Source organism: Promicromonospora sp. NPDC023805, from assembly GCF_040639635.1.
GTDB lineage: Bacteria > Actinomycetota > Actinomycetes > Actinomycetales > Cellulomonadaceae > Promicromonospora.
In genome coordinates, this window is record NZ_JBFAAH010000018.1 from 40,132 (window position 1) to 54,400 (window position 14,269).

At 70.3% G+C, this 14,269-nt stretch carries 12 protein-coding genes; 2 read left to right on the plus strand and 10 right to left on the minus strand.

Annotated features, from left to right (window positions below):
• The first annotated feature begins 29 nt into the window (after positions 1–29).
• On the plus strand, positions 30–1,457 hold the full coding sequence (gene uxaC / locus AB0F70_RS17880; protein ID WP_357450920.1) for a glucuronate isomerase: 1,428 nt from the start codon (positions 30–32) through the stop codon (positions 1,455–1,457).
• Positions 1,458–1,531: 74 nt separating this feature from the next.
• Here uxaC and AB0F70_RS17885 read toward each other — a convergent pair whose 3' ends face one another.
• Complete coding sequence (locus AB0F70_RS17885) at positions 1,532–2,737, minus strand: GDSL-type esterase/lipase family protein (RefSeq protein ID WP_357450923.1); 1,206 nt, start codon at positions 2,735–2,737, stop codon at positions 1,532–1,534.
• Between the two features lie 168 nt (positions 2,738–2,905).
• On the opposite strand from AB0F70_RS17885, the gene AB0F70_RS17890 reads away from it, so the two are divergent.
• A complete protein-coding gene (locus AB0F70_RS17890; protein WP_357450926.1) occupies positions 2,906–4,978 on the plus strand; it encodes an alpha-glucuronidase in 2,073 nt (690 codons plus the stop codon).
• A 43-nt stretch (positions 4,979–5,021) separates the two neighbouring features.
• Here AB0F70_RS17890 and AB0F70_RS17895 read toward each other — a convergent pair whose 3' ends face one another.
• The 9 genes from AB0F70_RS17895 to AB0F70_RS17935 form a co-directional block, all read right to left on the minus strand.
• Positions 5,022–5,228: a pyridoxamine 5'-phosphate oxidase family protein gene (locus tag AB0F70_RS17895; RefSeq protein ID WP_357450929.1), complete on the minus strand. Its 207-nt coding sequence runs from the start codon at positions 5,226–5,228 to the stop codon at positions 5,022–5,024.
• A 206-nt stretch (positions 5,229–5,434) separates the two neighbouring features.
• Positions 5,435–5,773 carry a YnfA family protein gene (locus tag AB0F70_RS17900; protein ID WP_357450932.1) on the minus strand — a complete coding sequence of 113 codons (339 nt, stop codon included), beginning with the start codon at positions 5,771–5,773 and terminating at the stop codon, positions 5,435–5,437.
• Positions 5,774–5,820: 47 nt separating this feature from the next.
• Positions 5,821–6,072 (minus strand): hypothetical protein, encoded by a 252-nt coding sequence (locus AB0F70_RS17905; RefSeq protein ID WP_357450935.1) that lies wholly within the window; start codon positions 6,070–6,072, stop codon positions 5,821–5,823.
• A 102-nt stretch (positions 6,073–6,174) separates the two neighbouring features.
• Positions 6,175–7,095, minus strand: a complete 921-nt coding sequence (locus tag AB0F70_RS17910; RefSeq protein ID WP_357450938.1) for a hypothetical protein — start codon at positions 7,093–7,095, stop codon at positions 6,175–6,177.
• A gap of 57 nt (positions 7,096–7,152) precedes the next feature.
• Positions 7,153–7,857 carry a DUF624 domain-containing protein gene (locus AB0F70_RS17915; protein ID WP_357450941.1) on the minus strand — a complete coding sequence of 235 codons (705 nt, stop codon included), beginning with the start codon at positions 7,855–7,857 and terminating at the stop codon, positions 7,153–7,155.
• Positions 7,854–9,914, minus strand: a complete 2,061-nt coding sequence (locus AB0F70_RS17920; RefSeq protein WP_357450944.1) for a beta-galactosidase — start codon at positions 9,912–9,914, stop codon at positions 7,854–7,856. Before AB0F70_RS17920 ends, AB0F70_RS17915 begins: the two co-directional genes overlap by 4 nt.
• Positions 9,915–9,993: 79 nt before the next feature.
• Positions 9,994–11,514, minus strand: coding sequence for a xylan 1,4-beta-xylosidase (locus tag AB0F70_RS17925; RefSeq protein ID WP_357450947.1), 1,521 nt, complete (start codon positions 11,512–11,514; stop codon positions 9,994–9,996).
• 85 nt (positions 11,515–11,599) lie between these two features.
• The gene (locus AB0F70_RS17930) at positions 11,600–13,246 is read right to left on the minus strand and encodes an extracellular solute-binding protein (RefSeq protein ID WP_357450951.1); all 1,647 of its coding nucleotides are present in this window, start codon (positions 13,244–13,246) and stop codon (positions 11,600–11,602) included.
• A 76-nt stretch (positions 13,247–13,322) separates the two neighbouring features.
• Positions 13,323–14,216, minus strand: a complete 894-nt coding sequence (locus AB0F70_RS17935) for a carbohydrate ABC transporter permease (protein ID WP_357451151.1) — start codon at positions 14,214–14,216, stop codon at positions 13,323–13,325.
• Between the last annotated feature and the right edge of the window lie 53 nt (positions 14,217–14,269).

Below are 14,269 nucleotides of genomic sequence, written 5' to 3' on the forward strand. Positions count from 1 at the left end.
GGCCCGGCAATGACGCCAGGAGCACACGAATGACCGCATGGACCCTGCACCCCGACCGAGCGCTACCCGCAGACCCCGTGACGCGGCCGATCGCCCGCGAGATCTACGAGGCGGTGCAGGACCTCCCGATCGTGTCGATGCACGGCCATGTCGACGTCACGGCCTTCGCCGACGACGAGCCGTTCCCCGACCCGGCGCAGCTCCTCGTGGTGCCCGACCACTACCTGACGCGGATGCTCGTCTCGCAGGGTGCGCGGCTTCCGGAGCTGGGTGTGGGGCCTGCTGACGGGCCGGGGTTCGAGTCGGACCCCCGCGAGATCTTCAGGCGCTTCTGCGCGGGCTGGAAGCACTTCCGCGGCACGCCGACGCGGTACTGGATGGAGCATGAGCTCGTCGAGATCTTCGGCGTCACGGTGCGGCCCTCCGCCGAGACCGCCGACGAGATCTACGACCAGATCGCCGAGACCCTGGCCGACCCGGCGTTCCGGCCGCGCGCCCTGCTCGACCGGTTCGGCATCGAGATCATCGGCACGACCGACCCTGCCTGGAGCACGCTCGAGGAGCACGCCCGCCTCGCCACCGAGCTGCCGGGCCGCGTGCTGCCGACCTTCCGCCCGGACCCGCTGCTGCACCCCGCCCGGGCGACCTGGCACGGCGACCTGGAGCGCCTCGCCACGGCGTCGGGCATCGCGACCGATACCTATGCGGGCTACCTGGCGGCGCTCCGCGAGCGCCGCGCAGCCTTCGTCGCGGCAGGCGGCCTCGCCACCGACCACGGCCACCTCAGCGCGGACACCACCCCCCTGCCGGACGACGTCGCGAGCAGCCTGTTCGAGAAGGCACTGCGGGGCGACGCCGACGGATCCGGGATCAGCACGGCGGAGGAGTCCGCGTTCTCCGCGCACATGCTGTTCCAGATGGCGGCGATGTCCGTGGAGGACGGCCTGGTCATGCAGTTCCACCCCGGTGTGCTCCGGGATCACGACCCCGCCGTCGCCGCCACGTTCGGCCCCGACAAGGGGTACGACATCCCCGTCGTCACCGAGTTCGCGCGCGGCCTGCGGCCGGTCCTGGAGGCGTTCGGCAACTCGGCGAGCTTCCGGATGATCGCGTTCACCGTCGACGAGGACGTGTACTCGCGCGAGCTGGCGCCGCTGGCGGGCGTGTACCCGGCGCTCCGCCTCGGCGCGCCCTGGTGGTTCCTGGACGCTCCCGATGCGATGCGCCGGTTCCGGGAGGCGGCGACGGAGACCGCGGGGTTCTCGAACATGTCGGGCTTCGTCGACGACACCCGCGCGTTCTGCTCGATCCCCGCACGCCACGACCTGGCCCGCCGGGTCGACGCCGGCTACCTGGCCCGGCTGGTCGCCGAGCACCGCCTAGATCTGGACGAGGCCGTCGACACGGCCGCCGCCCTGGCCTACCACCTGCCGAAGCAGGCGTACGCGGCCCGCTGACCCGAGCTTGTCGGGACCCAATCCCCTTCGAGGTCTACGTTTCTCCCTTCTGAAGCGTTTCAGAGCGGAGAAACCTAGACCTCGAGGGGGAGGCGGCCGGGCCGCAGGGACGGGGCCAGCGGAGCGCCCGGAGCGAGCGCCAGCTTCGCGAAGCGTTCGCCGATGCGGCGGTGCGTGGCGGAGTCCGGGTGGAGCCGGTCGGGCAGGGGCAGCTCCTCGGCGTCGGCGTGGCCGTACAGCTCGAGACCGTCGAGGTGGTGCAGGTTCGGATCGTCGGCCGCGCGCTCGCGCACTATCCGGGCGAGCTGTTCGCGGATGACGGTGAGGGTGAGCTTGCCCGCCGCGCGCTCGGCAGGGTCGCCGGTCGCGCGGAACCGGAGCTGGCCCTCGGCGAGGGCGTCGGTGTCGAAGGCGCCGGGGCCAGGTGTGTCCTCGTGGATCGGGCAGAGGATGGGCGAGATGACCAGCAGAGGCGTGTCCGGGTGTCCGTCACGCACGGTGTCGAGGAACCCGTGGACGGCGGGCCCGAACGCGCGCAGGCGCATGAGGTCGGTGTTCACGAGATTGATGCCGATCTTCAGGCTGATCAGGTCGGCCGGGGTGTCGCGCATGGCGCGGGCGGTGAACGGGTCGAGCAGCGCGCTCCCGCCGAACCCGAGGTTGACCAGGTCGACGCCGCCGAGGGCCGCAGCGACCGCCGGCCAGATGCCCGTAGGACGCAGCGCGTTGGAGCCCTGGCTGATCGAGCTGCCGTGGTGCAGCCACACGGGCCGCCGATCCGCCGAGGGCCGCACCGGCGCGTCCGTGCGCAGCTCGACGAGCTCTACCGTCTCGTTGTGGGGCAGCCAGAGCTCGACGGACTTCTCGCCGTCGGGCAGCCCGTCGAACCGGACGCCGTCGACGCCGCCCTCCGCGACCTCGCGTGATCCGGTGGCCATGTCGATGGTCACGACGGTGGCCGAAGCAAGGCTCCCCTGCCCGACGAGCCGGCCGTCGACGACCAGGTCGAAGACGCCGAGGGGGCGAGCGGGAGCACCGCGGAAGCCGAACCGGGTAGCGAGCGCCCGCAGCTCGATGCTCGTGGCGGCGGTGGTGACGGCGAGCCGCACGCCGGACGGCTGCGACTCGACCATGGCGAGCTGCGGGTCGGCGGCCTGGGCGAGCGCCCGGGCCGGCAGCCGGTGCACGCGCACGCCGGTCGGCGTCTGCTCGAGCTCGGGTGCGCCGCGCAGCAGGTCAGCGGTCACAGGGGTGGTGTGCGTGTGGAGCCGTGCGGTCATGTCCCACAGCGTATGGGCGCCGGTCCCGGATTCGCTGTGCGCTGTGCCTACCGCATCGTGGAGAGGGAACCCCCTGCCGGGAGTAGACCTGAGCCCGCTCGCTGAGGCACAGTTCAAGCACGCCCCCCACATATCTGCATATCAACCGCAAGACGGACGGGACGATCCATGACCGGTGACAGTAAGCGCTCCGTGCCCCATCCGGCCTGGCTGCCCGACGACGCGTTCGCCGCGATCGGCAGCCGCCGCGTGGTGGTGGCCGGCGACGGCGTCCTCGCGGGAACGGTCGCGGAAGAGGTGGCGGCCGCGACGGCGCGGTTCGGCGGGGCGTTCTCGCGCCTCGAGGCGGGCGACGGCGTGGCCGACGCCGAGCTGGTGCTGACGCTCGCGCACTTCGACTCCTCGTCGGCAGACCACTCGCCCGACGAGAGCTTCCGGTTCACGCGCGAGGCGGGCGCCGTCGTCGTGCAGGCGGAGACCGATGCCGGGCTGCTGCACGGCCTGTTCCACGTGGTGCGCCTGGGCGAGGCGGCGTTCGAGAGGCCGGACGCCGACGAGACGCACGCCCCCGCCACCGGCCTGCGGATGCTCGACCACTGGGACAACGTTGACGCGCACCCCGTGATGGGCCAGGTGGAACGTGGATACTCCGGCGGCTCCATCTTCTACGACAACGGTTTCGTCCGCGCGGACCTGTCGCGAGTCGAGCGGTACGCGCGGCTGCTGGCCGCCGTCGGGATCAACCGGGTGGCGATCAACAACGTCAACGTGCACCAGCGCGAGGCACGCCTGCTGACCGACGACCTGGGCGACGTCGTCCGGATCGCCTCCGTCTTCCGGCGCTGGGGCATCCAGGTGCACCTGTCGGTGTCGTTCGCCTCGCCGATCACGCTCGGCGGCCTCGCCACGTCGGACCCGCTCGACCCGGGTGTGGCGCACTGGTGGGTGCGCACGGCGGGACGGGTGTGGGACGCAATACCGGACTTCGGCGGGTTCGTGGTCAAGGCCGACTCCGAAGGTCAGCCCGGTCCGTTCGCCTACGGGCGCACGCATGCCGACGGCGCGAACATGCTGGCCGCCGCCGTCGAGCCGTACGACGGCCTGATCCACTGGCGCGCCTTCGTCTACGACCACAGGCAGGACTGGCGCGACCGGTCCACCGACCGCGCCCGCGCCGCCTTCGACCACTTCCAGCCGCTCGACGGCGCCTTCTCGGACAACGTGATCGTGCAGGTCAAGTACGGCCCGCTCGACTTCCAGGTGCGGGAGCCGGTCTCACCGGTCCTCGCCGCCATGCCCCGCACCCGGATCGCCCTGGAGCTGCAGGTCACCCAGGAGTACACGGGTCAGCAGAAGCACGCCGTCTACCTCGGGCCGCAGTGGAGCCAGCTCCTCGGGTTCCGGTTCTGGGACCTGGCCGGAGGGGACGGCGGTTCCCCCACCGTCGCGGACCTCGCGACCGGCCGCGGTGAGTCCGCCGAGGACCCGGGTACGTGGCACAAGCCTGCCGGCGGCTTCGCCGCCGTCTCGAACGTCGGCGACGACGAGTTCTGGACCGGGCACCCGTTCGCCCAGGCCAACCTCTATGCGTACGGGCGGCTGTGCTGGGACCCGACCCTGGACCCGGCCACCGTTCTCGACGAGTGGGTGGGCCTCACCTTCCCGGGTGCGCCCGACGCCGTCGGGCAGGCGGTGCACGCGGTGCTCGACCGGTCCTGGGAGACGTACGAGCAGTACACGGCGCCGCTCGGCGTGGGCTTCATGGTGCGCCCCGGCCACCACTACGGGCCCGACGTCGACGGCTACGAGTACACCCCGTGGGGCACCTACCACTTCGCGGACCGGGACGGGATCGGCGTCGACCGGACAGCGCGGAGCGGCACCGGCTACACGAGCCAGTACCCGTCACCCTGGCGCGAGACCTACGGGTCGCTGACGACCTGCCCGGACGAGCTGCTGCTGTTCTTCCACCACGTGCAGTACGCGCACGTGCTGCACAGCGGGAAGACCGTGATCCAGCACGTCTACGACACCCACTTCGAGGGCGTCGAACGGGTCGAGGCGATGATCCGCGCCTGGTCGGCCGTCTCGAAGCTCGTGGACCCACGTCTCTCCGAGCGCGTCGCGGAACGGTTCGCGGAGCAGCTCCGCTCCGCCACCGAGTGGCGCGACCAGGTGAACACCTACTTCCTACGGAAGTCGGGCGTCCCGGACGAGCGGGGGCGCAGGATCTACCCGTAGCGGCGGCACGACCGGCCCGGACGCTTGATGGAAGTCCGGTCGTTCAGGCCGGTCGCGGGACGTGCCGGGTGTGGCTGAACGTGCCCTTGCCGAAGGCCAGCGGCGCGACGTGCGGGCGCCCGTCGGCGCGCACGGTGGTCACCCAGGTCATCTGGGCGTTCTCGAGCACCTCCTGGGTGGCCTGCCAGCTGGTCGGCTCGGCGTCCGGCTCGCTGAACCGGGTGTCGATGGCGGTGATCGGATCGTCCATGATCGCGCTCCTCGGGCTTGTGCGGAAGCGGCTGAGCTCCTCCCCTTCGAGGTCTAACTTTCTCCCCTATGAATCGGTTCAGTGCGGAGGAAGTTAGACCTCGAAGGAGTGGACCCGTGGCGCCGCTACCAAGCCCGACGGTCTAGGGACGCGGAACTCATCGCCGTGGTGGACTGCTCGGCGTTTGGCCAGGTGCCGGAGACCGGCTAGGCCGTTTCCCCGCGCGGGCCGTACATGATCACGGCGACGCCGGCCAGGCAGATCAGCGCCCCCATGACGTCCCAGCGGTCGGGGCGAAAGCCGTCGACGACCATGCCCCGGACCAGGGATCCGGCCACGAAGACGCCGCCGTAGGCCGCCAGGATGCGGCCGAAGCTGGCGTCGGGCTGGAGGGTCGCGAAGAAGCCGTACAGGCCCAGCGCGATCACTCCGGCACCTATCCACAGCCAGCCCCGGTGCTCACGGACGCCCTGCCACACGAGCCAGGCGCCGCCGATCTCGAACGCGGCAGCGGCGATGAACAGGATGATCGAGCGCATGACCATGCCACGACGGTAGACCTTCGAGTCGGCTCGAAGGTCAAGCACGGAGATCAGCCCGCGTCGAACCGCTCCTCGCCCTCCAGGTCGGGGTCGTCCTTGGGGTGCTCGCCGGGGATCGCCTTCTCCCCCGCCGGGTCCTCGGTCGTGCGGTCGAGGTCGTCGTCCTGCCCCGGCACGTCACGCGGTCCCGGGTTGCTGCTGCCCTGTACGTCGTCGTCGGCGGAGACGGGGTCGACGCGCGGTCCGGGATTGGCCTGCGGCGTCGGTGCGTCTTCGGTCCGGTAGTTCTCGCTCTCGCTCATGCTGGACTCCCTCCGGCTCGGTGATGCGGCGGCGTGGCCATAGGGACGACCGCGCCACCTTCTCGACCGTACGGCGGTGCCGTCCCGCTCGCACCCGCCCCTCTACGACGGCGTATCGCCGGGCACCTTCACGTCCTCCACCTGGGCGCGCGCCGGAAGGCCGGTATCCCAGAACTGGATGGTCTGCAACGCCCAGTAGAGCGCGAAGATCAGCATCATCGCCGTCTCGACCACGAACAGCGTCTGCGGGAACAGGTCCGGCAGGAACCGGTCGAGGACCACCATGGTCGCCATGCCCACCACCAGCACGGCGGCCATCGCCGCCGCGATCCAGCGGTACCAGACCCGGTACGCCCGGGCCGACATACCCCGCAGCCGCTCGAGCGCCTGAGCCGTGACCGCGTGGTCCGAGCCGTTGATCCAGGCGACGGCCACCAGGCACGCGAACAGCAGGACCGCCGCCGTGTAGTGCGCCGACCGCAGGAAGCTCGCGGGCCACACCAGCAGCCACACGCCCGTCCCCGCCCAGGTCAGCCACGTGAGCCAGAGGTCCCAGCCCCCGCGCCCGCCGAGGTCACGCCGCCGCGGCCAGGTCGCCAGCACCAGGACCAGCCCACCGACGAGGAGCAGCGTGCCCACGTTGTTGCCCACCCGCTCCGGCACCTCGACGCAGTACGGCTCGTCACCGCACATCACGGCGTCGAGGGGCGTCGGGATCAGCGCCACCAGGACCGCGAACATACCCGCGAAGTTCAGCAGCACCTCCTCGGCCCCGTGCCTGCCCTTGATCGCGATCAGACACGTGCCGATACCCACCAGCGTGCCCACGAAGATGCTCTGCACGGGCGAGTAGAAGTACGCGCTGATCGACGCGTGCCACCACTCCTCGCCGGAGTCGAGCCTTCCGTGGTCGGCGGCTATCTGCATCGTCAGCGACACGAACAGCACCAGCACCCCCGCCACTATCGCTACCCGCAGATAGCGGTACGTCAGCCGTACCGGGTCCCCCTGCTTGATCGCCATGCGCTCACTGTGGCGCACGTGCCACAGATCGGACAATGTTGCACCGGCGACGTCCGGTCACGATCCGCCGGTGAACCGCTCCTCGACGTCGGCCAGCAGGGGGCCCGCGTTCCGCAGCACGAGGCCGAGCCATACTGCCGCGAGCAGGCCGAACAGCGCCTCGGTGGTCAGTGCCACGATCCCCGCGGCGAGAACCAGCAGCGAGAGGGCGCCCAGCGTGACGAGCGGGCGCGCACCGAGGAAGTGCGCGGCGAGGCGGGCGGCGTCCCGCGTCCGGAAGCCGAAGAACGACACGATGGTCAGCGCGTTCACCAGCCACAGGAGCAGAACCACGCCGACGGCCACCAGCACGCCGGCGAACCAGCCGGGCACCCCGCCCGCGCCGACGTTCGCCAGCCCCAGCAGGATCACCAGCCCGAGCACCAACCCGGGCACCCACACCTTGAGTGCGTCCGCCCAGTTCAGCCGGTATCCGCGCCAGAACGACGACGCCGGGGTGAGCCCCTCGGCCTTGCTGCGGTCGCGGAGCGCGAACAGCGCCGCCGACACCGCGGGCCCCACGGGCACCAGGCACAGCGCGAACAGCGGCGCGTTGCCGGGCGCGCGATCCAGGAAGAGCGAGGCCAGCGCCCCGGGCAGGACGGCGACCATGAGCAGCACCTCGACGATCAGGTACCAGTAGACGACGGCGGTCGCGCGCCCGAGGACGCCCTCCCCGAACTCGCGGCGCTCGCCCTCACGGGGCCCTCCGCCGGTGCTCACGCGGGGGCTTCCGGGGAGTCCTCGCGCAGCAGCAGCACGTCGGTCGGGTTGAGCACCAGGTTCTCTCCTCGTCGCACGGTCCGGCCGGTCAGCAGGTCGACGCCGGAGGCGTGCGCCGCCACCTCTACCGGCTCGGCGGCGTGCGACAGCACGAACGCGAACCGCACACCGTCCTTGGACCGTACCGCGAGCTCGACGTCCGGCGTGTCGGCGTACGGGCCCACGAGCCCGTGCCTGTCGAGCACCCGCCGCACCACCCACTCCACCCCGGCGTCGTCCAGGCCGGTAGCGACGTACCAGGCCTCGCCACCGTCGGGTCCGCCGGGCCGGTTGCGCGTCACGGCGGGCGTGCCCGCGTAGAACTCGGCGCCGTAGGTGCCGACCACGTCGGCGCCGTCGGGCACGAGCAGCTCGAAGACGAGCGTCGCGTCGGAGACGAGCCCGTCCCGTTGGTCGGGGTCCTGCAGCGTCACCGGGTTCGCCACCCCGGGCTCCGCCGAGTCGGTCTCCTCGACCCGCACGCCCAGCACCCGGCCGAGCGGCCCGGGTGCGTCCATGAGGTAGGCGTTGGCGTCCTCGTCCGCACGGCCCGACCAGAACGTCGTCAGCAACGAGCCGCCGCGCTCCACCACTGCCTCCAGCCGCTCCGCGGCGTCGTCCTTGAGCATGTGCAGCAGCGGCGCGACGACGACGTCGTACCGCGACAGGTCCGCCGTCACCGGCACGACATCGACCTGCGCACCCGCCGACCACAGTGCGCGGTAGTAGGCCACCACCACTGCCGGGTACTTCACGTGCCGGTTGAGACCGTCGGTCATCTCGGCCGTCCACCAGGAGTCCCAGTCGAACAACAGCGCCACGCGGGCCGGCGTCCGCGCGCCGAGCACCGCGTCGCCCAGGGCGGAGAACTCCGCGCCCAGGCCGGCGATCTCCCGGAAGGACCGGGTGTCCGTACGCCCGGCGTGGTCCAGGACGGCGCCGTGGTACTTCTCGCTCGCACCCCTGGACTGCCGCATCTGGAAGTAGAGGACCGCGTCCGCACCGTGCGCGACGGCCTGCCATGACCACAGCCGCAGCACGCCGGGCCGCTTCACCGGGTTCACGTCCCGGGAGGCGGTGACGGTCGGCGTCTGCTCCATGACCCAGAACGGCGCGCCGTCCTTGAGGCCCCGCATCAGGTCGTGCGCCAGGGCCATGCGAGCGTGGTCCCGCGGGCCCGGCGGGTAGTTGTCCCACGAGGCGAAGTCGAGGTCTTCCGCCCAACGGTGGTAGTCGATGTGCCGGAACATGCCCATGAAGTTCGTGGTCACCGGGGTCGCGGCGTCATGCTCGCGGATCCGGGCCTTCTCGTCCCGGTAGTTCCGCAGCATCGCGTCCGACATGAACCGCCGGTAGTCCAGGGTGATGCCCTGGAACGCCGTGTGGTCCTGTCCTCGCCAGTGCTCGCTGAGCATGTTCGGCGGGACTATCTGCTCCCAGTCGGTGAAGGTGTGCGACCAGAACGCCGCGTTCCACGCCTCGTTCAGGCGTTCGAGCAAGCCGTAGCGCTCGCGCAGCCAGTCCCGGAAGCCCGCCGCGCACAGGTCGCACCAGCAGCCGCCGTCGAACCCGCCGTACTCGTTGCCGACATGCCAGGCGACGAGGCCGGGCGTGCCCGCGTAGCGCTGGGCGATCCGGCCCGCGAGCTCCGCGGAGAGGCACCGGTAGACGGGCGAGCTCGGACAGGCGTTGTGCCGCTGCCCGTACACGTGCCGCCGTCCCTGGAAGTCCGTGCGCTCGACCTCGGGGTGCCGGTGCGCCAGCCACGGCGGCAGCGCGCCGGTCGACGTGGCCAGCACTATGCCGCGGCCGCCCTCGACCGCGCGGGCCACTATCTCGTCGAGCTGCGCGAAGTCGTAGGTGTCCTCGTCCGGCTGCACGGTCGCCCAGGAGAAGACGTTCAACGTGACCGTGTCGATGGTCGCGAGGTCGAAGGCCGCGTAGTCCTCCTCCCAGACGTCGCGGGGCCACTGCTCGGGGTTGTAGTCGCCGCCGTAAAGAATCTTGGACCCGCTCAAGTCTGCTCCGTCCGCTGAGTGCTGGGTATTTGTGGGTTCGAATCGTTGTGTGGCAACAGATAGCCAGCACTCAACGGGGCTACGGCCGGCCGAGGATGCGTGTGTCGTCCAGCCAGGGTGGGGTCTCGTCGCGGACCGGGTCCAGGGTTACCAGGGTGACGCCGTGGCGTCCAAGGGTCAGGTCGAGGTCGACGCGCGGCTCGCCCGGCGAGACCGGCAGCGAGTACGCACGCCGGGCGGGTTCGCTCGCCTCGTGCAGCGCGTCCAGCTGTCTGCCCGACGGCGAGGCGGGCCGGCCCATCTCGCGCCAGGCCGTCCAGGCGTTGCCCGCGTGCTCGTCGACGTCGTACCGCATGACGAACACCCGCCCCCTGCCGGCGACCGGGATGCTCAGGCGCAGCTCGTGGCGGTCCGGTTCGGACGGGTCGTCCGTGCCGCCCACCGGCTGCCAGGCCAGTACCGTCACCTGGCCGGTGGCAGGATGCCGCGTCACCAGGTGGTCGACACCCCGGGCCAGCACCTCCTGCCCCATCCGCGCCATGAACGCGTACAGGTGGAAGGTCGGCTTGCGCACCTGCCGGTGGGCCACCATGCCGAACCCGCCGTGGAAGAACGATGCGGGCACACCCTCCTCCTCGAAGACGTCGCTGAACGTCCAGTAGGAGAAGGAGGCCGCGTGCTCGCCGCCCTCCGCGAGGACGGGTGCGAGGTAGGCGGCGTTGTACGCGGTGTCGTGCACGGGGTTGTCGGGCCGGTAGCTCGTGTTGAACTCGGTGATGTGCAGCGGCCGGTCCGCGAGCGCCGTCCCGGAGAGGATCTTGTGCGGCCTGGCGAACTGGTCGAGCAGGTGCTGGGGCCGCTGCAGGGTCTGGTAGACGCCGAACGGCACGTGCTGTGCGGGGCCTGAGCTGTAGGCGTGGACGGACAGGAAGTCAGCGGGCAGGTCGTGCGCGGTGACGAACTCCGCGAAGGGTTCCCACCAGTCGTCGGCTCCCGGTGAGATGGCGGGACCACCGACCTGGAGCTCGGCGTCGACGTCCTTCACTGCGCGGACCGAGGTCTCGTAGAGGCGGAAGTACGCGGCCTGGTCGGCGTCCTGCCAGAAGTGGGTGAGGTTGGGCTCGTTCCACACCTCGACGGGCCAGGTACGCACCTCGTCGAGGCCGTACCGGTCGATGAGGTGGCGGAGCAGAGCCTGCACGAGCCTCGCCCATTCGGTGTGGTCGCGGGGCGGGGTGACGTTGCCGAGCCACCAGAACACCGTCTGGTCGCCGGAGGCGAGGCCCTTCGGCATGAACCCGAGCTCGAGGAACGGCTTGATCCCGAGCTTCAGGTACGCATCGACCACCTGGTCCACATAGGTGAACACGTAGGCGGTGCCGCGCCGGCCGCCGACGTCGTACGGGCGGTGGACGGCGACGTCGTCGTGCAGCAGGCCGTGGCCGCGGATGTACCGGAACCCGATCTCGCGCTGCACGAGGGCGAGGGAGTCCTGGTAGTCCTGCCGGAGCGCGAGGTTGAACCGCCCGGTGCCGACGCAGGTACGCCAGGCCTCCCCGAGCGTCCCGACCGCCCTGACGGGAACGTTGATCCGCTCCACACCTCTCCTCTCCTGCCGTGCTGAGTGCGGGATATTCGCCCTTCCGGCCGGGCTGGAAGGGCGAATATCCCGCACTCAACGGTGGTTACTGGTTTACGCCTGCTGCCTCGTTGACCGTGTCCACGTAGGTCTGCATACCTGCGGACTCCAGCTCCGCGACGTACGCGTCCCACTCGTCCATCGGCCGCTCACCCAGGAGGAACTGGGAGGTCGCCGTCATGACGACGTCCTGCAGGTTGGTCTGCAGCAGCGAGGCTTCCTCGCGCTGCATCTCGTCCATGGCGATCCCCGGACCGTTCTCGGCGACGTCCTTCTTGTTCATCTCGTCGAGGAAGGCCTGCACGTCAGGCGTCAGCGTCGACTTGACGAGGTCCTCGGTGGAGCCGTGGGCCAGGGAGAAGACGCCGTTGTAGTAGCCGAAGTCGGTGTTCAGCATCTTGGGTGCGCCCGCGTTGAGGCCGCCCCAGTCGACGTCGTCGGCCAGGGTGCGGACGCCGTCCGCGTCCTTGGTGTAGGTCTCACCCTCGACGCCCCACTTGGCGAACTCCAGGCCCTCGTCGGAGTAGTAGAGCCAGTCGACGAACTGCAGGAGCGCGACGAAGTCGTCCCGCTCGGCGGCGTTCGACGACAGCGCGATCCCGGACTCGAACTGACCGCCGGTGGTGGCGTCCATGATGTTGCCTGCCGGGCCGGCGGGGACCACGAGGTGCTTGACCTTGGCGTCCTTGTCGCCCGCCTCCTCGAAGCCCGTGCGGTACACCACTGCCTCCTGGTCGTTCGACCCGATGGCGGCAGCCTTTCCGGTGGTGAACTTCGCCTTCGCCGGGTCGTCCTCCTGCGTGAGGCCCTCGGGGTCGAGCAGACCGCTGTCCACGAGGTCGGCGAAGTAGGCGATGAGCTCCTTGTAGCCCTCGGACGCGCCCGTGTACTCGTACTCGGAGCCGTTCCAGGTCACGCCGTCGCCGTAACCCCAGCCGGCCTCGGTGCCGAAGCCGCCGGCGGCCGCCTGGAGGGTGGCCTCCATCGGCCCGTTGATGGACCAGCGCTCGGTGTACGGGTAGTCGAGCTCCGGGTTCTCCTCCTTGATCACCTCGAGCTGGTCGGCGAACTCGTCCCAGGTCTTGGGGTCCTCCAGGCCGGCGTCCGCCCAGAGGTCCTCACGGATGGCCACCGAGTAGGAGGGCTTGGGGTTCTCGTGCAGGCCGGGCAGCACGTAGAACTTGCCGTCCGCCTGGCGCAGCCGGTCCAGGTCCTCCTGCAGGCCCCACTTCTCCACCTTGTCCTGGAAGTTCGGCAGGTAGTCGAGGTAGTCGGAGACCGCCAGGAGCGCCCCGCCGGAGGTGAGCGTCTCGACGTCGGCCGCGTAGGTGGACGGGATGAGGTCGGCGGCGTCGCCGGAGCTGATCAGGAGCGACCGCTTCTGCTCGAAGTCGGCCAGCGGCACGGACTGGACGTCGAAGGTGACGTTCCGGTCCTCCTCGAGGTGCTTGAGGACCGACCAGTCGTCCTTGAGCGGGTAGTTCGGGTGGTCGCGGTACATCAGGCCGAGCTCGATCGGCTCGGTCGCCTTGAAGCTGGTGCCGACGCCGTAGTCCTCCATGGCGCCGACCATCTTGTCGGCCATGTCGACGGGGGCGCCGTCGTCGTCGCCGCCCGACGAACATGCAGTCAGCGTGAGCGCGAGGGCCGCGACGGCGGTTGCCGCGACAGCCTTCCTGCGAGTGATCCTCATGGTTCTCCTCCGGGGTATGAACGTCGTCGTTCGACGGCGGATGGTTCTCGACGGGCGTCGGCGCGCCAGGCCCTGCTCAGCCCTTGACGGAGCCGAGCATCACGCCGGACACGAAGTACTTCTGCACGAACGGGTAGAGGCACACGATGGGCAGTGCGGTGAGCAGCATCGTCACTGCCTTGACGTTGGCGCCGATCTGCACGGCGATGTCGCTGAGCCCCTCGCCGGTGCCGGTGGCCCCGGCGATGATGTTCCGCAGGAACACGGTCACGGGGTACAGGCTGGGATCGTCCATGTACAGGAACGCGGGGAACCAGGAGTTCCAGAACCAGACCGCGTAGAACAGGACCATCGTGGCGAGCACCGCCTTGCTCAGCGGCAGGACCACCCGGAAGAAGATCCCGTAGGTGGTCAGGCCGTCGATCGCGGCGGCCTCCTCGAGCTCGGTCGGGAAGTTCTCGAAGAACGACTTCATGACGAGCAGGTTGAAGACGTTGATCGCCTGCGGGACCACGATCGCCCAGATCGTGTTCTTGAAGCCGAGCTCGCTGACCAGGATGTAGTTCGGGATGAGCCCGCCGGTGAAGAACATGGTGAAGACCGCGAAGCCGACCAGCAGCATGCGGCCCTTCAGGTACTTCTTCGACAGCACATACGCGAAGGTCGTGGTCAGCGCCATGGCGATAGCGGTACCGACCACCGTGTAGACCACGGTGTTCAGGTAGTTGCGCCAGAACAGGTCCTGCTCCAGCACCGACATGAGCGTCGTCGTGTTGAAGCCGATGGGCCACACGGTGACGGCACCGCTGCGGATACCCGCCTCCGAGCTGAACGCCCGCGCCGCCAGGTTGACGAACGGGTACAGCGTGATGGCGGCGACCAGCGTCAGGACTGTCGCGTTGACCCACCGGAACACCGTGTAGCCAGGGGTGTCCTTGATGGTCGTGGTCTCCGGACGCGGGCGGGCCAGGTCCGGGGCGGTGCTGCCGGCGGGGTCGGCGGGGTCGACGGTGGGGGCGATGT

What these genes read in the sequence shown, in the direction of transcription:
- AB0F70_RS17885 (WP_357450923.1), bottom strand. Translation starts at nt 2,737, where the DNA reads ATGACCGCACGGCTCCACACGCACACCACCCCTGTGACCGCTGACCTG.
- uxaC (WP_357450920.1), top strand. Translation starts at nt 30, where the DNA reads ATGACCGCATGGACCCTGCACCCCGACCGAGCGCTACCCGCAGACCCC.
- AB0F70_RS17910 (WP_357450938.1), bottom strand. Translation starts at nt 7,095, where the DNA reads ATGGCGATCAAGCAGGGGGACCCGGTACGGCTGACGTACCGCTATCTG.
- AB0F70_RS17930 (WP_357450951.1), bottom strand. Translation starts at nt 13,246, where the DNA reads ATGAGGATCACTCGCAGGAAGGCTGTCGCGGCAACCGCCGTCGCGGCC.
- AB0F70_RS17905 (WP_357450935.1), bottom strand. Translation starts at nt 6,072, where the DNA reads ATGAGCGAGAGCGAGAACTACCGGACCGAAGACGCACCGACGCCGCAG.
- AB0F70_RS17890 (WP_357450926.1), top strand. Translation starts at nt 2,906, where the DNA reads ATGACCGGTGACAGTAAGCGCTCCGTGCCCCATCCGGCCTGGCTGCCC.
- AB0F70_RS17895 (WP_357450929.1), bottom strand. Translation starts at nt 5,228, where the DNA reads ATGGACGATCCGATCACCGCCATCGACACCCGGTTCAGCGAGCCGGAC.
- AB0F70_RS17900 (WP_357450932.1), bottom strand. Translation starts at nt 5,773, where the DNA reads ATGGTCATGCGCTCGATCATCCTGTTCATCGCCGCTGCCGCGTTCGAG.